General features: G+C 51.4%; 17 protein-coding genes. 13 read left to right on the top strand and 4 right to left on the bottom strand.

Annotated elements, in window-relative coordinates; translation table 11 throughout:
• The first annotated feature begins 32 nt into the window (after positions 1-32).
• The 3 genes from minD (at position 33) to ACGHM3_RS08285 (ending at position 2,467) form a co-directional block, all read left to right on the top strand.
• Positions 33-848 carry a septum site-determining protein MinD gene (gene minD, locus ACGHM3_RS08295; protein ID WP_345418105.1) on the top strand — a complete coding sequence of 272 codons (816 nt, stop codon included), beginning with the start codon at positions 33-35 and terminating at the stop codon, positions 846-848.
• Positions 845-1,099, top strand: a complete 255-nt coding sequence (minE, locus tag ACGHM3_RS08290; protein ID WP_345418102.1) for a cell division topological specificity factor MinE — start codon at positions 845-847, stop codon at positions 1,097-1,099. The genes minD and minE overlap by 4 nt, the downstream gene beginning before the upstream one ends.
• A gap of 372 nt (positions 1,100-1,471) precedes the next feature.
• The gene (locus tag ACGHM3_RS08285) at positions 1,472-2,467 is read left to right on the top strand and encodes an AraC family transcriptional regulator ligand-binding domain-containing protein (RefSeq protein ID WP_345418100.1); all 996 of its coding nucleotides are present in this window, start codon (positions 1,472-1,474) and stop codon (positions 2,465-2,467) included.
• A gap of 36 nt (positions 2,468-2,503) precedes the next feature.
• On the opposite strand, the gene ACGHM3_RS08280 is transcribed toward ACGHM3_RS08285, so the two are convergent.
• Positions 2,504-3,316, bottom strand: a complete 813-nt coding sequence (locus ACGHM3_RS08280; RefSeq protein ID WP_345418097.1) for a HAMP domain-containing sensor histidine kinase — start codon at positions 3,314-3,316, stop codon at positions 2,504-2,506.
• 576 nt (positions 3,317-3,892) lie between these two features.
• Here ACGHM3_RS08280 and ACGHM3_RS08275 point away from each other — a divergent pair.
• Complete coding sequence (locus ACGHM3_RS08275) at positions 3,893-4,528, top strand: RpiB/LacA/LacB family sugar-phosphate isomerase (protein WP_345418094.1); 636 nt, start codon at positions 3,893-3,895, stop codon at positions 4,526-4,528.
• 102 nt (positions 4,529-4,630) lie between these two features.
• Here the strand turns inward: ACGHM3_RS08275 and ACGHM3_RS08270 are convergent, their stop codons facing one another.
• Positions 4,631-6,178 (bottom strand): sulfotransferase, encoded by a 1,548-nt coding sequence (locus tag ACGHM3_RS08270; protein ID WP_345418091.1) that lies wholly within the window; start codon positions 6,176-6,178, stop codon positions 4,631-4,633.
• Positions 6,179-6,357: 179 nt separating this feature from the next.
• Between ACGHM3_RS08270 and ACGHM3_RS08265 the strand changes: the two genes are divergently transcribed.
• Positions 6,358-6,684: a hypothetical protein gene (locus tag ACGHM3_RS08265; RefSeq protein WP_345418088.1), complete on the top strand. Its 327-nt coding sequence runs from the start codon at positions 6,358-6,360 to the stop codon at positions 6,682-6,684.
• On the opposite strand, the gene dinG is transcribed toward ACGHM3_RS08265, so the two are convergent.
• Together dinG and ACGHM3_RS08255 are read right to left on the bottom strand one after the other, a co-directional pair.
• Complete coding sequence (gene dinG / locus ACGHM3_RS08260; RefSeq protein ID WP_345418085.1) at positions 6,678-8,801, bottom strand: ATP-dependent DNA helicase DinG; 2,124 nt, start codon at positions 8,799-8,801, stop codon at positions 6,678-6,680. The genes ACGHM3_RS08265 and dinG overlap by 7 nt on opposite strands.
• 52 nt (positions 8,802-8,853) lie before the next feature.
• Entirely contained in the window at positions 8,854-10,035 is a 1,182-nt protein-coding gene (locus ACGHM3_RS08255) for a 1-acyl-sn-glycerol-3-phosphate acyltransferase (RefSeq protein WP_345418082.1), read from the bottom strand.
• Between the two features lie 74 nt (positions 10,036-10,109).
• Here ACGHM3_RS08255 and ACGHM3_RS08250 point away from each other — a divergent pair, with 74 nt between their 5' ends.
• The 8 genes from ACGHM3_RS08250 to ACGHM3_RS08215 all read left to right on the top strand — a co-directional run bounded on the left by ACGHM3_RS08250 (position 10,110) and on the right by ACGHM3_RS08215 (position 17,488).
• On the top strand, positions 10,110-10,604 hold the full coding sequence (locus tag ACGHM3_RS08250; RefSeq protein WP_345418079.1) for a YchJ family protein: 495 nt from the start codon (positions 10,110-10,112) through the stop codon (positions 10,602-10,604).
• Between the two features lie 214 nt (positions 10,605-10,818).
• Positions 10,819-11,469 carry a MotA/TolQ/ExbB proton channel family protein gene (locus ACGHM3_RS08245; protein WP_345418076.1) on the top strand — a complete coding sequence of 217 codons (651 nt, stop codon included), beginning with the start codon at positions 10,819-10,821 and terminating at the stop codon, positions 11,467-11,469.
• A complete protein-coding gene (locus tag ACGHM3_RS08240; RefSeq protein ID WP_345418073.1) occupies positions 11,466-11,873 on the top strand; it encodes a biopolymer transporter ExbD in 408 nt (135 codons plus the stop codon). The genes ACGHM3_RS08245 and ACGHM3_RS08240 overlap by 4 nt, the downstream gene beginning before the upstream one ends.
• Positions 11,873-12,283, top strand: coding sequence for a biopolymer transporter ExbD (locus tag ACGHM3_RS08235; RefSeq protein ID WP_345418070.1), 411 nt, complete (start codon positions 11,873-11,875; stop codon positions 12,281-12,283). Before ACGHM3_RS08240 ends, ACGHM3_RS08235 begins: the two co-directional genes overlap by 1 nt.
• Positions 12,280-13,185 (top strand): energy transducer TonB, encoded by a 906-nt coding sequence (locus tag ACGHM3_RS08230; protein WP_345418067.1) that lies wholly within the window; start codon positions 12,280-12,282, stop codon positions 13,183-13,185. The genes ACGHM3_RS08235 and ACGHM3_RS08230 overlap by 4 nt, the downstream gene beginning before the upstream one ends.
• Before the next feature lie 159 nt (positions 13,186-13,344).
• Positions 13,345-15,657 carry a TonB-dependent receptor domain-containing protein gene (locus ACGHM3_RS08225; protein ID WP_345418064.1) on the top strand — a complete coding sequence of 771 codons (2,313 nt, stop codon included), beginning with the start codon at positions 13,345-13,347 and terminating at the stop codon, positions 15,655-15,657.
• Positions 15,658-15,693: 36 nt separating this feature from the next.
• Positions 15,694-16,794 carry an alpha-hydroxy acid oxidase gene (locus tag ACGHM3_RS08220; protein WP_345418061.1) on the top strand — a complete coding sequence of 367 codons (1,101 nt, stop codon included), beginning with the start codon at positions 15,694-15,696 and terminating at the stop codon, positions 16,792-16,794.
• A 13-nt stretch (positions 16,795-16,807) separates the two neighbouring features.
• Positions 16,808-17,488: a Fe2+-dependent dioxygenase gene (locus tag ACGHM3_RS08215; RefSeq protein ID WP_345418059.1), complete on the top strand. Its 681-nt coding sequence runs from the start codon at positions 16,808-16,810 to the stop codon at positions 17,486-17,488.
• The last annotated feature ends 73 nt before the right edge of the window (positions 17,489-17,561 follow it).

Below are 17,561 nucleotides of genomic sequence, written 5' to 3'. Positions count from 1 at the left end.
CCACAGTGAGCCCAACCAAAAGGAACTGAATTTTGGCCAAGATAATTGTTGTTACTTCCGGTAAAGGCGGCGTTGGTAAAACCACAACCAGTGCTGCAATCAGCAGCGGGTTGGCAATGCGTGGGCACAAAACGGCGGTAATCGATTTTGATATCGGCTTGCGCAACCTTGATATCATCATGAATTGCGAACGCCGTGTGGTGTACGATTTTGTCAACGTTATAAACAACGAAGCGCAACTTCACCAAGCGCTGATCAAAGATAAGCGGGTTGAAAACCTCTACATTTTACCGGCCTCACAAACGCGAGACAAAGACGCCCTAAGCAAAAACGGCGTTGAACGCGTGCTTAACGAGCTTGCCAATGACGGCTTTGAATACATCATATGCGACTCACCAGCGGGTATTGAACACGGTGCATTTATGGCACTCTACTTCGCTGATATCGCGATTGTGGTGGCCAACCCTGAAGTTTCATCGGTACGAGACTCCGACCGCATCCTGGGTATTTTGCAAAGCAAATCGCGCAAAGCTGAAGAGGGCGAGCGAGTTGAAGAATTTTTAGTGCTCACTCGGTATAGCCCAGAGCGCGTTGCCCGGGGTGAAATGCTCGGCGTAGAAGACGTTGAAGAGATCCTGGCCACCAAGCTATTGGCGGTGATACCGGAGTCGGAATCTGTGCTTAAAGCCTCTAACCAGGGTATTCCGGTAATCCACGATAAAGACTCCGTTGCCGGCCAAGCCTACAGCGACGCCGTGGCCAGGCTTGTGGGCGAAAACAAAGAGCACCGTTTTATCGCATTAGAAAGTAAGGGCATTTTCCAACGCCTGTTTGGGAGGAAAGGATGAGTATTTTTGATTACTTTAAAAGTACAAAAAAAGACACTGCATCGGTTGCCAAAGAGCGATTACAAATTATTGTTGCCCACGAACGCAGCCAACGAGCACAACCTGATTACCTTCCTAGGCTGCAAAAGGAACTGCTTGAGGTAATCCGAAAATACGTCGAGATTGAGCAAGACCAAATCGATGTACAACTGGAGAAAAACAACGACTGTTCGGTGTTGGAACTGAACATCGTACTGCCCGAGCGAGAATAGCCCGTGGGGTTGTATACCGAATACAGCACTGCCAACGTACCAACAGCAGTGCTGTATTTCTGCGGCTGCACTTCCCTGAAAGGGCGTAAGTGCTGGTGCCATCTTCCATAATTCCCTAAATTCCACTGCCTCATTTGCCGAGATTGACCCTTTTACCCCCAGTACCTTAGCCGCCCACCCCTATCGTTGGTTATTCAACCGATGGGCAGTAGGTTTTCATCGCTCGTAACGGTAGTGTCAGCGCTAGGCGCACGGCAACACCGCCTGCCCGGAAGGTGTTTGGCTCGCTAAAGGTATAGATATTGCTGGTATAGATATTGCTATCGTTTAAGGACCAATACGGTAATCAGGATGAACTGCCAAGTAGAACCCATGACAAAACTGGTGTCGCAAGATCAAGATTTACTCAACGCTGTCAAACTCGCCACTGACGAATTAGGCATCAATTTAGGCGAGGCCGCCATGAAAGCTGGCCTGCCGCCGGATTTACTTGGCAATGCCGAACTGTTTATCCCCAGCCAGCTCTTCAATTGTGTTTTAGAAGCCATCGCCCAAGATTTTCGCAGCCCGGACCTGGCCGTGGTTATCGCCCGCCACTTGGCATCTCCCTCCCTGGGGCTGCCTACGCGCATCATGGGGTTAAGTCGTAACCTAGCCGACGCACTGGATATTTCTACCCAATACGGTGCTTTTTACCGCGACACCGGCCACTGGCAGCACCAAATTGGCCAACAACAATTGGTTTTGTTTAAGCGCAACAACAACTACCAAAAACATTTCCAGCAGCGCAACCTGCTGGGTACCGCACAAATGCACTGTTTATTAGGGCAGTGGCTAGGCTGCGAGTATGCACCGAATAAAATCAGCTTGGGCATATCTAATCCACACCCAAAAGCCGAGGAAGCCTTACAAGACTTTTTCGCCTGCGAGTTAGAATACGAAGCCGAGCGAGACGCCTTCTATTTGCCAGAAGACAGCCTACAGCAGGCCATTAGCACATCCAATGGTGAACTATTACAAGGGGTAATCGCCCACGTCCATGGCCTGCAAGAAGAAATAACCAAAGGCAGCGACGTTGTCGCCCAAACCCGCCTAGTTATCAACCAGCGACTCAGTTTTGCCAGTTGTACTCTGGATGACTTGGCGTTCTATTTAAAAACCACACCAGAGGTGCTCACCCGAGCACTAGCCCAACACAAGCTGTCCTTTGAAGAAATCCTAGAACAGCAAATCGCAGAGAAAGCCCACTATTATTTGACCGATTTACACGCACCCATAGAGCTTATTGTTGAAGCCTTGATGTCCAACAACCCGCAAAGGCTCAATGAGCTATTGATGGCCAGCCTAGATGAACAACGCCAGTGGTAACGGTGTCGTATTGCGTTAAACCGAGCAGATTGTGGCTTATTCAGCCATCAGGTTGTGCAGTTTAAAGGATACGCTAAAGCCAGCCCCCGGTTTGCTCTCGTAGTGAATATCGCTGCGAAGCATCACTTTTACGGTGTTGTAAACAATGCTCAGCCCCAGGCCGGGGTTACCTGCCCCACGCTTGGTAGTAAAGAAGGGCTCAAACACTTTTTTCAAATCCGCTTCCGGGACGCCTACACCATCGTCGGAAAACGTCAGTTGATAGCCGTCACCAGCCGGTGCTAATGAAATAGTCACTGTACAGATGTCTTTGGCAGGATCTTTGGCGTGGATTAAAACATTGGACATCAAAGCCGTAAGAATTTGCAGGAGAACCGCAGGATAAGTGGAGACGATTAACCGAGGGGGCAACTGCAATTGGACTTGCACTGATCTTGGCTCGTCTACGCCGGTGCCCTCGAAAGAAGATACAAACCCCTGAATCAGCTCAATCACATCCACTTGTTCCAATTGGCTGGATTCATCGGTGTCTTTTACCGCCACACGCTTAAAGTTGGAGATTAGTTGAGAAGCCCGCCGCATATTCTTCAACATGCTGTTACACAAATCCTGAGCGGTGATCAAAAAGTCCTCAAAGGCTTCGGCGTCCAAATCACCGTTTTTAAAATCCTTGCCCAGGTCGTCTAATACTTCAAGCAATAGAGAGCAGTTGGCGATGTTAACACCCAGGGGAGTGTTGATTTCGTGGGACACCCCCGCCACCAAGCCGCCCACCGCGTCCATCTTCTCAGACTCGTGCTGTTTGCTGGCTGCTTGTGGCTGTGTATCGTTACTAGAAGACTGTTCCATACGCCGCCGTTAGTTAAAGGCCATAATTAGTTTTGCTGCTGTACTATTCAATGTTCTTCATATCAGCTTAGATCAAATTTCCGTGTTTAGGATGGACGGGAATACTGTTATCCGGTGCCAACGGATTAGACCAAATATTCTCAATCCTTAAGTGCGACCTTGCCAACGGTTCTAAGCCCCCAAGTTCTTGGCTCACAAGTTCTTGCCTCACAAGTCGTCGCCTATCAAAGCAACAACACACCTTCATACCGCTCCGGCTGGGAATTTCGCCGGCGGTTTGAGTCTTTGCCGCCTAGCAATGTGCCGCCAATGGTCAACATATGAACCAGAACCGATATCGGCCTATCACCCACTTTTTATCCGTGCCAGACTGTCGTTTATCCGAAATTAGCTCGAATCGGCCGTGCGCCGTTTCGCAGCGCAATAGTATTCCCGCCGAGTGTGGGCGACAGCCGATACCCGCGGGCAAGTTAACCCCTGCCAAGGGTAGAGCCCCACAGACCTTTTGCCACCGGTGGCATTATGGTACAATCAGCCATAAATGGCGCCCCGAATCATGGAATTGGAGAGATCGTGATGAAAATTGCCTTAATGAATGAGTTCAGCCAAGCGGCTAAGAACCCAACTATCTTGCAGCAGCTAACGGATGTGTCCGACGAGCTGAAGCACCAAGTATTCAACGTGGGTATGGACGGCGACGAAGATCACCGTCTTACCTACATCCACCTCGGCATCATTGCCAGCCTTTTGCTTAACAGTAAAGCGGTGGACTTTGTGGTCGCCGGCTGCGGCACCGGCCAAGGGGCGATGATGTCACTCAACGCTTATCCCGGCGTTGCCTGCGGCTACTGCATTGAGCCCAGTGATGCTTACCTATTTGCCCAAATCAACAATGGCAATGCACTGGCCCTACCCTTCGCCAAGGGTTACGGCTGGGGTGCAGAACTGAATATCCGCTACATTTTCGAAAAAGCCTTCACCGGCGTCACCGGCCAGGGTTACCCGCCGGAGCGTAAAGCCTCGCAGGTAGAAAACGCAGGCATCTTAAATGATGTAAAGGCCGCCACAGCAAAGCCTTACCTTGAGGGTTTGAAGAGTTTGGACGAGGGCTTAGTAAAGCAAGCCGTTGGTGGTGAACGTTTCCAGGCGTGCTTTTTTGAGCATTGCCAAGTGCCGGAGCTAGCCGAATTCGTCAACAGCCTAATCAAATAGGCCAAAGCATTTAATAAGGTTACCGCGGGCACGCCCAGATACTGCCCGCCGTAACCTTTTTTTATGCCTGGCGCTTGTGGGCTTTTAAGGTTGCTGAGCCTTTTAGAGTTGCAGTTCGGGCATGTAAACAGCGAATTTTTTCCAGTAATCCACCGCTGAATTGTACAACGGCTGTTTCACTTGGCTGGCACTGGCGGTGGCCACGGTACGTTGGGTTTGGTAAAAGTTGAGGCAGTCGTCCTGCCATGGCAGATTACAGAACTTTAACAGCTGTGCCGTGGTGGCTTGCTGATCTTTAATCAAATCCTCGTATTTAACCGACAGGATTTTATTGGGCATTACGTTTTGCCAGTGAGCCATTAAATCTTCGTAGGCGCCGTAAAATTGCATAGCAGCGGTTAAATCCGTGGCGTAACGCAGGTTGGTGGCAAAGTTAGCTTTGTAATTGGATAACACCACATCTTGCTTATTACGCTGGCAGTGGATGATTTTAGCGTTGGGAAACAGGCAACGAATTAAGCCCAGCAATCGAAAATTGTGTGGCATTTTATCCACAATATGATGGGCCTTGCGGTCATATTGACGCAGTAAACGCAAATAGTCTGTGGCTAAAGTTTTCAACTTTTCCTCACCCACATCAAACTGGGCGCTGACGAAATCATCGGCCAGGTAATCACCATCGCGCAACAGCAACGCTTTAATGTGATTAAGCTCGCCCGCACCAAAAACCTGGCTGTGACTGGCCAGTATTTGCTCCACCAAAGACGTGCCAGAACGCGGCATACCCACAATAAAAATCGGCGTGTCGTCTGTGCTGCCAAATTGGCTTAGCTGCTGCAGTTTCTCTTGGCTGAAGTAATTTTTGATGGCAGAAAATTGCTGTTCAGTTTGCGCATGGTCGTAGGGCGCTAACTTGTACAATTCACCGTTCGCTAAACGATAGTAACTTGTGGCGGTGGCGTAGTCGGCCAACTTTTCGTAAGCGCGGGCCAAGCCAAAAGCCACGCCAGCAATTACCTTGGGGTGCACCGCTTTTTGCAGCGCCAAGTGCATTTGTTTAATGTGTTCATCTTCCACCGAGGTGTAATCGCGGTGCTCGGCAATAGAGCCGTGTACGTCCACCAGGCCTGGGTAAATTTGTAGTGCCCGTTGAAAACAGGCAATAGCGGTTTGCTTGTCGTTTAACTCACCGGCAATGGCTGCCAGGTTACACCACAGGGTTAGATTATTGGGTTGTATTAGCAGCGCTTTTTCCAGCAAATCTTTGGCTTTATCCAAACGATTCATACGCTGTAATATTTTTGCCCAACTGGAATACAATTTTATACAGGGCTTGCTGAGCGTAAACGCCTGTTCGCAGACGTCATTGGCGGCCACCAATTCGCCCAATTCAAACAGCGCCAGGGCCAACCCGTTATAACCTTCGCTGAAGGCTGGGTCCATGGAGATGGCGCGTCGAAAATCCTGCAAAGCGTGATGCTGCCGGCCAGACATCGCCTTGGTCACCCCCAACTGATAATACAGTTGAGCGCTGGCGTTGCCACCGTTAATAAACTCGGACAAAAGTGCCTCAGCTCGATCAAACTGGCGTGCACTTATCAATTGTTGCACCCGCTCTACCGCAGGGTTACTTAAGGTTTGGCCGTTCATGTCACCGCTTCTCAATCACAGGTTGTCTTAAAACTGTAGTTTAGGAAGGTTTAAATTTCCCAAAGTGATGTCTTATATTTCGGCCAATTCATATAATATTTAGCGCCGATGGCATTTATTTACTGCCATTGGCCAGACTTAGCGGTAATTTTACAAATAAACCAGCAAGGAGCCCTATCATGCGTCGCACTGTGCTTATCACCTTGTGCTGTTTTGCCCTCACTGCGTTAGCCCAAGCTAATTCACCTGCCATCGGCACGCTGGAAACCCAGCAATACCGCGTGCTGATTCATTTAAAAGAATCGAAACCGGTGTACACGGTGCAGGACCACCAAGGCAATGAACTGGCGCGCGAATTACCACGGGATGAATTGTTCGCTGCCTTTCCAGACCTGCGCAGCTTGGTGACGGGGGGTGTGGCAAAGGACGCCAGTTTGGAGCGCGGACAACACAGCACAGACCAACGCCTAAACAGCGATGAGCTGCCGCAATCAGAGGATCAGTAGACCCGTTTGTAGGGTGGTAGGCTATCCAGCAGCGCTTTGCCGTAGCGGCGTTGCAGTAGGCGGTTATCGAGTATGGTAATAACGCCACTGTCTTTCTCATTACGAAGCAAACGCCCACATGCCTGCACCAGCTTGATTGCAGCGTCTGGCACGCTCATTTCCATAAACGCGTTACCACCGCGGTGATCCACCCATTCGGCCAAGGCGGCCTCTACCGGGTCGTCGGGAACCGAAAACGGAATCTTGGCGATGATGACATGGCGACAGTAATCGCCGGGTAAATCTAAGCCCTCGGCGAAACTGGCCAAGCCAAATAATATGCTGCCCTTGCCATCATCAATGGCCAATTTGTGCTGGCGAATGGTCTCTTGCTTGGAGCGGTCGCCCTGCAATAGGACTAATTTCTTTAGCCGAGCCGGCAAACCCTCGAATACATCCATCATCTGCCGCCGAGAGGAAAATAACACCAAGGTGCCCTCCTTGGCGTTAATGATTTCGCCCATTTGGCGGGTGATGGCCAGGGTGTGTTCCTGGGCCTTGCCGGCGTCCGCCGTGCCCTTGGGGATGCGTAGCTCCGCACGGCTGAAGTCAAAGGGGCTAGGCACCAAAGCGTAATTGGCGTTTTCTGGTGTGCCTGCGCGCATGCGATAGCGCTCAAAATGCCCCAGAGCTGATAACGTGGCCGAGGTGACTACGGCGGCACAGCACTCTTGCCACAAATTGGCCTGCAGGTTGTTGGCCGCCAAAATGGGGCTTGAGCATATTTCAATGTCGACGTAGGCGCCGGTGTCAAATAAGGTTAACCAGCGCGCCTTCGGCATTGAGCCGTCGGCATCCGGATAAGCGTAGCTGGACCACAATTGCCAACAGGCCTCTGCCCGGCCGCTCCAGGTACTGATAACCGGAAACCAATTCTCCAAATCAACCTTGGGTATCGGGCTGTGTTTGTCCTCGAGCAGATCCTCCAGCTCTATGCGCAGTTTATCCAGGCGGGTGTACAGCTCGCTGAAACTCACTCGGAGCTCTTCGGCCAATGCTTTGAGGTCATCGTTAACCACGCCGTCTGGGAAGCGATAACGCGGGCTGTGCTCTTGACTGTCAGCCAAATCACCGGCCAAGGATTGCAGCAGTGGCCACAGTCGCTCCATCTCTTTTTTACTGGTTTCCAGTAATTTGGGCAGGCTTTCGAGGTAGTGGCTCACTGTGCTGGACTGAACCAAATCGTCCTTCATAGTGGGCACACTTTTAATGCTCTGATCTAACCAACGCGTGGTACTGATGACGCGCAAATGGTGTGCAAAGTGGCCCAGGGCTTTGTCGGGCAGGTGGTGGCCTTCATCGAAGATGTAGATGGTTTCGTGTGGTGGCGGTAGGATTGCACCGCCACCCAGGGCTAAATCGGCCAGTACCAGGTCGTGATTGGTGACCACCAAATCCACGTTGCTGAGGCTGTCGCGAGCCTTAAAAAAACTGCAATTGGTAACATTGGAGCAGCGCCGCCCTGTGCACTGCCGATGATCGGTGGTAACTCGAGACCAAACTTGGTCTTCCAGTTCGTCTTTCCAACTGTCTTTGTCACCGTCCCAATCATTGGCCGCCAGGGCATTGATCATATTTTCGTAAACACCCATGGCAGAACTGTCCACTGAAGGCATTTCGTCTTCATACAGTGCACGGGTTGGATCCATGGCCGACTGTTGATCTGAGAGAATGCGGTCTAATTTGGTTAAACAAAGATAGCGCCCGCGGCCTTTGGCCAAGGTGTAGGAGAACTCTAAACCCGAATGTTTTTTTACTTCGGGTAGATCCTTGAGGATGATTTGCTCTTGCAGGGCAACGGTGGCGGTGGACACCACCAGTTTTTTACCCAACAGTTGGGCAATGGGAATGGCAGCCAGAAGATAAGCCACGGTTTTACCCGTGCCAGTGCCCGCCTCGATCACGCACACATGCCTATCGCCCAGCCGTCGCTGATTTTCATCAAACTCCAAGGTTGCCAGTGTACGCGCGATCTCTGCGATCATCAGTTTTTGGCCATAGCGAGCGTTTAAGCCCCGGCTTTTTAAAAACTGACTATACGCCCCCTGGATGGCTTGCTTAATTTCAGCGCTGACCATATTACCTATGTACTACTCCCGCCAGCGCAGCCACACGCTAGCCTACAGAAACTTAAACAGAACTCGCCTGGCTCAATGAATTTAAATGCGCCAACTTCGACAGAACGGGGTTGGCATAGCCAGACAACAATATGGTGCGCTGCTCCTCTGGCACACTTTCTAGCCGGCGATTGAGCTCCTTAAACACCGACTCGTGCTCTTCCACCACAAACGGCTTTTCATCAACGCCCCATTTTAAGGTCTCAGGCGTTAGGTGATAAAGCAGATAATACGCCGCAAGGTTACTGGGTTGTAACACGTATTGGCGTTGAATTTGTCGCTCTACCTCAAGGGCAACAACTTCGGCGTCGTTAAAGCCCTCGCCCAACACTTCGCCAAAGGCCACGTGCACACGGCCCTTTTGGCCACGAATCCCCTTGGCAATGCTTTCGACATCCTCGTGCTCTTGCTTGGAGTATTCACCGTAGGCCTGCAGTTGATACAACTCATTGGCCTTGGCTATGTCGCAAGGGTCCCATTCGTAGGAGATGGAAACCGGCACAATATTCATGTTGGTAATATAATCGCCAAAATCATCCGTTTTCGGCTTGTTCAAACAAAACATGGAGATGATTGCCCGGTTGGTAATATCCCGGCCATCTTTGGCACGGCCCTCTCGCTGGGCAATCCAAATGTTGCAGTTATCTTCGTGCAAACTGTGGTGGATGTAGGCGGACAAGTGCTTGGCGGCTTTGAATTTTTCCCGTGGCGACGTGGCGGAGCGCTTAACAATAAACGTTTTATTCAACCGCATTAAGTCCGAGGCGTAATCCTTTGTGAGTAGGTTATCGCCAATGGCAATGCGCACCGTGGAAAAGCCTTTGTTGTACAACACCCAGTTTATTAGAGCTGGGTCCATGGCGATGTCTCGATGATTACTGACAAATAAATAAGACTGGCTTGGATCTAGCCGTTCCAGGCCCGAATGGGTTAACTCGGTGGTAGTGTTATCCAGGTTTTTGCGCAGGTACTTTTCCAGTACATGCTGCACCCCGGTGACATCATCAGCCCCACGCAGTTGCCAATGCATAAAGCGTTTGGCTAAAAATCGCATCAATTTGGGGTGACGAATAACGGCATTGGGATACTGCAAACTGGCAACAGCGTGCAGTAATTCATCGTTGGCCAACAACTTGGTTATAGTGGGCCGTACTTCATCGTCGTTATACGGGCGAATATCGTCAAACTTGCTCATGCTGGGGCTGTTTCGGCGTCTCGTACTGGGGAAGGCGCAACATACCGAAAAACCTAAGGAATTTCTATCTAACCATGCCGAATCCTAGCCCTTCTCAGGCCTGCCCATGCGGTACTGACAAAACCTATGCCCAATGCTGCCAGCTGTACCACGCCAGCAGCACCGACGCCACACCCGACAGCGCCGAACAGCTCATGCGCTCGCGTTTCTGCGCCTTTGCTAAGGCGCAGTGGCATTACCTCTACCGCACCGGCCCTACGGACGAGCCCGCTGAGACAACACAACATGCCCTGGCGGATTGGAGCAGCGATAAGACCTGGCTGTCTTTACGCATCCTCAACAGGCAAGCCGGTGGCCCAGAAGATAAAGAGGGTATGGTCGAATTCGTAGCCTTTTACCGCGACCACAAGGGCTTGCAACAACACCACGAGCGTTCCGACTTTACCCGCAACCAAAAAGGCCAATGGCAATTTGTGGATGGTGTAGACCTACCCGCTATCCCATTGGGGCGCAACGAGCCCTGCCCCTGTGGCTCCGCTAAAAAGTACAAACGCTGCTGCAGCGTTTAAGGAAGACCGTTTTTGGAGGGCCGTTTAAGTAGGGCCGTTTAAGTAGGACTGAGACACTGGTTTCCAGTGCCAGTAACAGAAACCAGCCAAAAGATGCCGCTTGCTTGACCCACAGTAAAAAAGTTCCAGAAAAACATATTGATTTTGATAATGATTCGCATTATTTTTAGTGATCTCTCGATCATTATCATGCGGTTTTTGGGGAGCTTTCCTAGTGACATCCATCCAGCAAACACTTTATAACGGCGGCCCAGTGGTTTGGCTGCTAATAGTCTTCTCATTGGTTGCCTCCACCGTGGTGGTTGTGAAAATCCTGCAGCTATGGTGGCAATGGCGCCTATTAGACAAAAGTGCGGATTCTGCCCTAGCTCACCTGCACCAAGGCCAAAAGCCCCAAGCGTTGTTGTTGACTAAAGGCAACCGTAATCCCCGCGCTCGCTTGGTGTATCAAATAATTGAGCTCTACCAAACAGCAGAACTGTCTGCCTCTGCCAAAAAAGACGAAGCCATACGCCTGGCGCGAGGCCATATGGTACGGCTTGGTAGCTACCTGCGAATTTTAGAGGTCATCGCCACCCTCGCCCCATTGCTGGGTTTATTTGGCACGGTGCTAGGCATGATCGAAGCCTTCCAGGCCATGGAGGCTGCGGGCAGCAATGTAAACCCTGCCGTGCTATCCGGTGGCATTTGGCAAGCCCTATTAACCACCGCCGTGGGCCTAGCGGTTGCCATCCCAGTATCCCTGCTTCACAGCTGGCTGGATCGACGAGTTGAGCTGGAAAACCTAGCCATCCAAGACACCCTTGAACAAACCCTAACGGTCTGCTCTCAACACGCCCCAGAGCTACGTCAAACGGCATCATGAACACGCTATTAGCCACCCCGGCTCGTAAGAAAATCAGCCTAACCGCGTTGATCGATGTGGTGTTTATTCTGTTGATGTTTTTTATGTTGACCAGCAGCTTCAGCCAATGGCAAGCCGTAGAACTGGCCGCCCCGGCATCGGGCAACATCAGCGAAGACGCGCCTTCACAAATCGTTTACCTGTCTGAGCTCGGCGATTTTACCGACGTTGACGGCAACCAAGTGACAGCCACCCGTTTGTTAGAGATTTTCGATGTGGCCCAATCCGTGGTGGTCATTCCAAACCAGCAAACACAGCTACAGGTTCTTGTGAATGGCATCGAAACTTTAAAAGCCGCAGGTTTCGCTCGCGTGACCCTGGCCAAGCCGGCCAGTGATCAGAACACGGCGGGATACGGCAATTAATGAACAACCTCTTACCTTTAAGCCGGCCTAAGAGTGATGACGACAATTTGATTCCGCTGATCAACATCGTCTTTTTGTTACTGATTTTCTTTATGGTGGCTGGGCAAATGCGCGCGCAATTACCGGAGTCTCTGTCCTTGCCTACCAGTGCCGTGGGCATTAAAGAAACTCAAGATGCTCGCAAAATACACGTTAATGCAAACAGCGCAATTTTACTGGACCAGCGAGAGGTCACCACCCAGGAACTGAGCCAAATTCTGCAGCAAGAAACTCCGCAACGGCCGGTTGCGATATATGCCGATGCCACCATTACCGCCGTCAAACTGGCCGACCTGCTATTAACCATAGAAAACAGCGGCGTAGACAAGGTTACTTTGATCGTTGAGAAAACCCCCGAGGCTAATCCATGAGCCTCACCTTACGTGCGCCAACGGCGACGCTTGCCACAGCCACAGCTACACCAGCCCCACTTTGGTTGGTTGCCGTAGCGGTGGCTTTAGTTGCCCACTTAAGTATTGGGCTGCTGTTTGTCAGCAAACCAACCGCTCGCGCCGGTGCCTTTGACGTCGGCGAGCAAGGCATCGAAGTTGGCCTGGGTTTGGCGGGCAGTTTTACGCAATCCATTAGTCAACCGGAACCAGAACCAGAACCAGAGACTGCACCGGAAGAACCTGAGGTGCCGCCAGAACCGGAACCAGAGTTAATTGAACCAGAGTTAATTGAACCGGAGCCCGTAAAACCGGTTACTGAAGCCAAACCACAACCCAAAGTGGAAACTGTTAGCACGCCCAAAGTAGCAGATATAGCGCCGGTGGTTGAGCCCGTTGTAAAACAAGAGACCGCGCCAAAGGAGCTAGTACAGCCCATTAAAGAAGTAACCACAAAAGAAGAACCCATTAAAGAAGAAAACAGAGACACACCACAAATTAAAGAGACCGCACAAAACAAACCCCAAAGTGTGGCTCAACGACAGGCTACGGGCAGCAAAAACGACCAGCGCACCGGCGGCAGCAAGGGCGATTACAAAAATTATTACAGTAAGTTAATGGCATGGCTAAACCGCCATAAAACCTACCCTAAGCAAGCCAAAAAGAACAAAAAACAGGGCGTGGTTACGGTGCGTTTTACCATCGCCCGCGACGGCACCATTTTAAGTAAAAAACTTGAGAAAAGTTCCGGGGTGAGCGAGTTAGATAACGCGGCCTTGGCCATGCTAGATAAGGCCAGCCCCGTGCCCAAAATACCCAAAAAAATTAACAAAGAAAAACTGACCGTGGTAATACCGATTGAGTACTCATTAATAACTCATTAATCGTGCCCGAGCACGAAACTAACGCAAGGATGCAATAAAACTCGCCACACACCTGTGTGAGAGGGCTGCGAATAATAAAAAACGTTTCCATCGTGCAGCTAAACCAGCCGGATGCAACTTTCGCAGACAAAAACTAAATTTCCACTTTAGGAGAGTCAAATGAAAAAAGTCAAAAACCCACTGAGCATGCGCAACCGCACGCTTACCCACACCACCCTGGCCATTGGCCTGCCCTCCTTAATTTTGGGCTCAGCCGTGAATGCTCAGGAAGAAGACGACGCCGTGGTATTGGACACGCTGGAAATCGAAGAGCGGACCATTGACACCAACCCCTACAGCCAGAAAGGCGCTCCCTACAAGGCGCGTATCTCCGGCGACGATCGCCATACCCGAGAACTGGCAGAAACGCCACAAACCATCACCGTATTAACCCAAGCGCAGATTCAAGATAGCGGTAAAACCGACTTAAAAGACATCCTGAACGCCCAGCCCGGCATCAGCCTCGGCACCGGCGAAAACGGTAATGCCTTTGGTGACCGCTATGTGATCCGTGGCCACGAAGCGCGCAGTGATGTGTTTGTTGATGGCATGCGCGACCCCGGCATGACCACCCGCGAAAGCTTTGCCGTGGAGCAAATCGAAATTACTAAAGGCCCTAGCTCTACCTTTGCTGGCCGTGGTTCCACCGGTGGTGCCATTAACGCCATTACCAAACAAGCCAGCACAGAATACAACTTCAATAAAGTGAACGCCGGCGCCGGTACTGACGACTACCGTCGCATCACCGCTGACAGCAACTTTGCCCTGAGCGATTCCGCTGCCCTGCGTGCTAATATTTTACACGCCTACGAAGAAGTACCCGACCGCGGCCCAGCCGACCGAGAGCGCAACGGTATCGCCCTTGCAGCGGCCTTCCAGGTAACCGACCGCTTCGGCATCAATGCCGATTTGTACTATCTGGATGCCCAGGACAAGCCCGATTTAGGTTCCTACATCGACCGCGATAGCGGCCAGGTTGTGGACGTGCCGGTTTACGTACAAGACGAAGACTTTTTAGAGTCTGAAGTAAAAACCGCCACGCTATCGGCCAAATATTTGTTTAGCGACAATCTGCGGTTTGAGAATAGCGTCCGCTATGGCACCACCGATAATGGCTACTTTGTCACGGGTACCCGCGCCGGTAACCGCGACGCCAGTGACCCTGCCGGTGCCATCCCCACCATCTCATTGAGCAGCCACCAGGGCTGGCAAGAAGTCGACTACTTTGCCGACCAAGCCAACCTCTTCTGGACCACCGACATTGGCGGCTCCGAGCACGAGTTTATTTTCTCGTTTGAATACACTTCCCATGAAGTACTCAACGGTGTCTACGACTCCGAAGCCACCAATCCAAGCAACTGTGTAACCCCAGGTCGTGGTGGTGGTGTTTCTGAGTCCTACTGTATTATTGATGCCAGCGGTAATTACATCAGTAATATCAGTGGCTTGTTAAACCGCAGCATTACCAAAGGCAGCTGGGATTCTGACTACGACATTGAAACCATCTCGTTGGCAGTTATGGACACCTTCAATATCACCGAATCGCTAAGTGCCTTTTTGGGTTTGCGGGTAGACAGCTTTGACTACACCAACACCGTATACAGCGCTTTCACGGATACTACTTCTGTCTTCGACTATTCCGACGACCTGTACAACTATCACGCAGGCCTGGTGTACGACATCAACACCGTGGGTAATGTTTATTTCACCTACAGCACCTCCTCCAACATCAACGGCGGTGAATCCGATGTCGGCGGCGCCTGTGGCTACGGCGGTATTTGTGGCGAGCCTGAAACCATCGGCCGCAGCAAGCCGGAACAAACCGAGAACATCGAATTAGGTACCAAATGGAATCTGATGGGCGACCGCTTATTGGCCACCGCCGCCGTGTTCCAAATTACCAAAGACGATGTCATGGAGGGTCTCGACTACGAAACCACCGGCACATTAAACACCGGTAAAAACCGCGTGGAAGGTGTTGAACTGTCGTTAACCGGTAATATTACCCGCCAGCTAAGTACCCAGTTTGGTGCCGCACTGATGAAAGCCGAAGTACTAGAAACCGCATCGGTGGATTTCAATGGCGACCCCGTACAAACCGGTGGCACCCTGGCCAACTTTGCGGAAAAGAGCGCCTTTTTGCAGCTACGTTACCAGTTGACGCCCGCCTTTGCTTTTGGTGGTACGGCTACTTACTCCAGCGAAATCTACACCGGCCAACCGGATTCCCCTGCCAACGAAGATTGGGGCGTACCGAGTTACACCGTGCTGGATCTGTTCGCCCAATACCAGTTTAACGAGCAGTTGAGCTTGCGTGCGAATATCGGTAACGTAACCGACAAAGACTACTACCTAACGGCTTACCGCAGCGGCGCATTTACCTACATTGGTGATGCCAGAAACGCTCAATTATCGGTTAGCTACGAATTCTAATCGGTTTAGCCCCGGCGCAAGCCGGGGTTTTTATTTATGGATTTTTTCTACAGCCAAAAATTGTCTCGCATTCCCGCCGATTTTTTATCCCTAGCCGACTACGAACGGCAAGCGCAAGATTTTATGCCGCACCCGGTGTACGAATATATCGCCGGCGGCGCCGACCGCGACCAAGCCCTCAATAACAACCGCACCAGCTTCGATGACTGGCAGATACTACCGTCGGTACTCAACAGTTTTCGCCAGGCTAACAGCACCGTACACTTAATCGGCCAAGCTTTGGCCCACCCGATTATTGCCGCGCCGGTGGCCTACCAGCGGTTGGTTCACAACGAAGGTGAACTGGCCACGGCCCAAGCCTGCACTGCCACAGAATCGCAGATGGTGGTGAGTACACTCACCAGCCAACCCCTAGCCGCCATAGGCGAGCAGGTAGCCTCGCCTTGGTTTCAATTGTATTTTCAGGCGCAAAAACAACAGACATTGCAGCTGGTTCGCCAGGCCGAAGACGCCGGTTACAGCGCTCTTATGGTAACTGTAGATGTCCCCATCAACGGCTTGCGCATTCGCGCACAAAAGGCCGGTTTCGCCCTGCCTCCGGCGGTGCGCGCAGTGCACGTGAGCGACGCGCCACCGCCACTTATTGAAGCCAATCAAAGTGTCATTTTAAATGGCTATATGGCGCATAGTCCCAGCTGGGATGACATTGCATGGCTGCAACAACAAACCCAGCTGCCGATTTTCCTGAAAGGCATTTTATCCACACATGATGCCAGCCAGGCGCAACAGGCCGGTTTGGCCGGTGTGGTAGTGTCCAACCACGGCGGGCGCAGCTTGGATTGCCTTGCCTCCCCCATCCACCAAATTGCCGCCATTAGAGCCGCCGTTGGTGGCGACTTTTCGCTTATTTTAGACAGCGGGGTGCGCCACGGCACCGACGTATTTAAGGCCCTAGCACTGGGAGCCAATGCCGTGATGATCGGCCGGCCCATTATGTACGGCTTGGCCATCGCCGGCGCATTGGGCGTAGCGCACTGTCTTAAACTGTTGCGTGAAGAATTTGAACTCACCATGGCCCTAGCCGGTTGCCCCACGGTTGAGGCCATCACTGCCAGCCACATCACCCGGCGCCCGTAAACCAAGAACCGTTATGCTGATACCCATCAAAAATGTTTTAAACCACAATGAAATTCAACAGGCGCAACAATGGCTGGAGGCCGGCCGCTGGCAGGATGGTAAAGCCACCGCCGGTGGTATCGCGGCTCAGGTGAAAAATAACCTGCAATTGGACGACCAATGCCAACAAGCCAAACAATTACAACAATTAATTGTGGCGCGTTTAAATCAATGCCCACAATTTATTGCGGCGGCCCTACCGGCCAAGCTCTACCCGCCTAAATTTAATTGTTATCAAAACGGTGGCCACTACGGTGCCCACGTGGATGGCTCTATTATGACATTGCCGGATCAAAGCCAACTGCGCACGGATGTCTCTTGCACGTTATTTTTGACCGAGCCCGGTGACTACGCCGGCGGAGAGCTGTGCATTGAGGGGCAATATGGATTGCAGGAAGTTAAACTCAGTGCCGGGGATTTGATTTTGTATCCCGCCACCAGTTTGCACCAAGTAAAGCCGGTTACCGAAGGCAAGCGCGTGTGCGCATTTTTTTGGGCGCAGAGTTTGGTGAAAAATAGCGAACAACGCAGCCATCTATACGACCTAGACAACACCATTCAAAGCCTTACCCACCAATTGGGCGCAAACCATAGCGATATCATCGCCCTATCCGGCCTTTACCACAATTTGGTGAGGCAGTGGACCACCACTTAGAGTTCTAATATTTTCCTATTGCGGGGCCGGTCGATTCAATCTATGAAATTCAACTTATGAAATTCGACTCAGG

The sequence above is a fragment of the Halioxenophilus aromaticivorans genome (assembly GCF_042850945.1).
GTDB lineage: Bacteria > Pseudomonadota > Gammaproteobacteria > Pseudomonadales > Cellvibrionaceae > Halioxenophilus > Halioxenophilus aromaticivorans.
This window is presented reverse-complemented; position numbering and strand designations above follow the sequence as displayed.

What these genes read in the sequence shown, in the direction of transcription:
- ACGHM3_RS08215 (WP_345418059.1), top strand. Translation starts at nt 16,808, where the DNA reads ATGCTGATACCCATCAAAAATGTTTTAAACCACAATGAAATTCAACAG.
- ACGHM3_RS08230 (WP_345418067.1), top strand. Translation starts at nt 12,280, where the DNA reads ATGAGCCTCACCTTACGTGCGCCAACGGCGACGCTTGCCACAGCCACA.
- ACGHM3_RS08275 (WP_345418094.1), top strand. Translation starts at nt 3,893, where the DNA reads ATGAAAATTGCCTTAATGAATGAGTTCAGCCAAGCGGCTAAGAACCCA.
- ACGHM3_RS08220 (WP_345418061.1), top strand. Translation starts at nt 15,694, where the DNA reads ATGGATTTTTTCTACAGCCAAAAATTGTCTCGCATTCCCGCCGATTTT.
- ACGHM3_RS08240 (WP_345418073.1), top strand. Translation starts at nt 11,466, where the DNA reads ATGAACACGCTATTAGCCACCCCGGCTCGTAAGAAAATCAGCCTAACC.
- ACGHM3_RS08225 (WP_345418064.1), top strand. Translation starts at nt 13,345, where the DNA reads ATGAAAAAAGTCAAAAACCCACTGAGCATGCGCAACCGCACGCTTACC.
- ACGHM3_RS08280 (WP_345418097.1), bottom strand. Translation starts at nt 3,316, where the DNA reads ATGGAACAGTCTTCTAGTAACGATACACAGCCACAAGCAGCCAGCAAA.
- ACGHM3_RS08270 (WP_345418091.1), bottom strand. Translation starts at nt 6,178, where the DNA reads ATGAACGGCCAAACCTTAAGTAACCCTGCGGTAGAGCGGGTGCAACAA.
- ACGHM3_RS08265 (WP_345418088.1), top strand. Translation starts at nt 6,358, where the DNA reads ATGCGTCGCACTGTGCTTATCACCTTGTGCTGTTTTGCCCTCACTGCG.
- ACGHM3_RS08255 (WP_345418082.1), bottom strand. Translation starts at nt 10,035, where the DNA reads ATGAGCAAGTTTGACGATATTCGCCCGTATAACGACGATGAAGTACGG.
- ACGHM3_RS08285 (WP_345418100.1), top strand. Translation starts at nt 1,472, where the DNA reads ATGACAAAACTGGTGTCGCAAGATCAAGATTTACTCAACGCTGTCAAA.
- ACGHM3_RS08235 (WP_345418070.1), top strand. Translation starts at nt 11,873, where the DNA reads ATGAACAACCTCTTACCTTTAAGCCGGCCTAAGAGTGATGACGACAAT.
- minE (WP_345418102.1), top strand. Translation starts at nt 845, where the DNA reads ATGAGTATTTTTGATTACTTTAAAAGTACAAAAAAAGACACTGCATCG.
- ACGHM3_RS08250 (WP_345418079.1), top strand. Translation starts at nt 10,110, where the DNA reads ATGCCGAATCCTAGCCCTTCTCAGGCCTGCCCATGCGGTACTGACAAA.
- dinG (WP_345418085.1), bottom strand. Translation starts at nt 8,801, where the DNA reads ATGGTCAGCGCTGAAATTAAGCAAGCCATCCAGGGGGCGTATAGTCAG.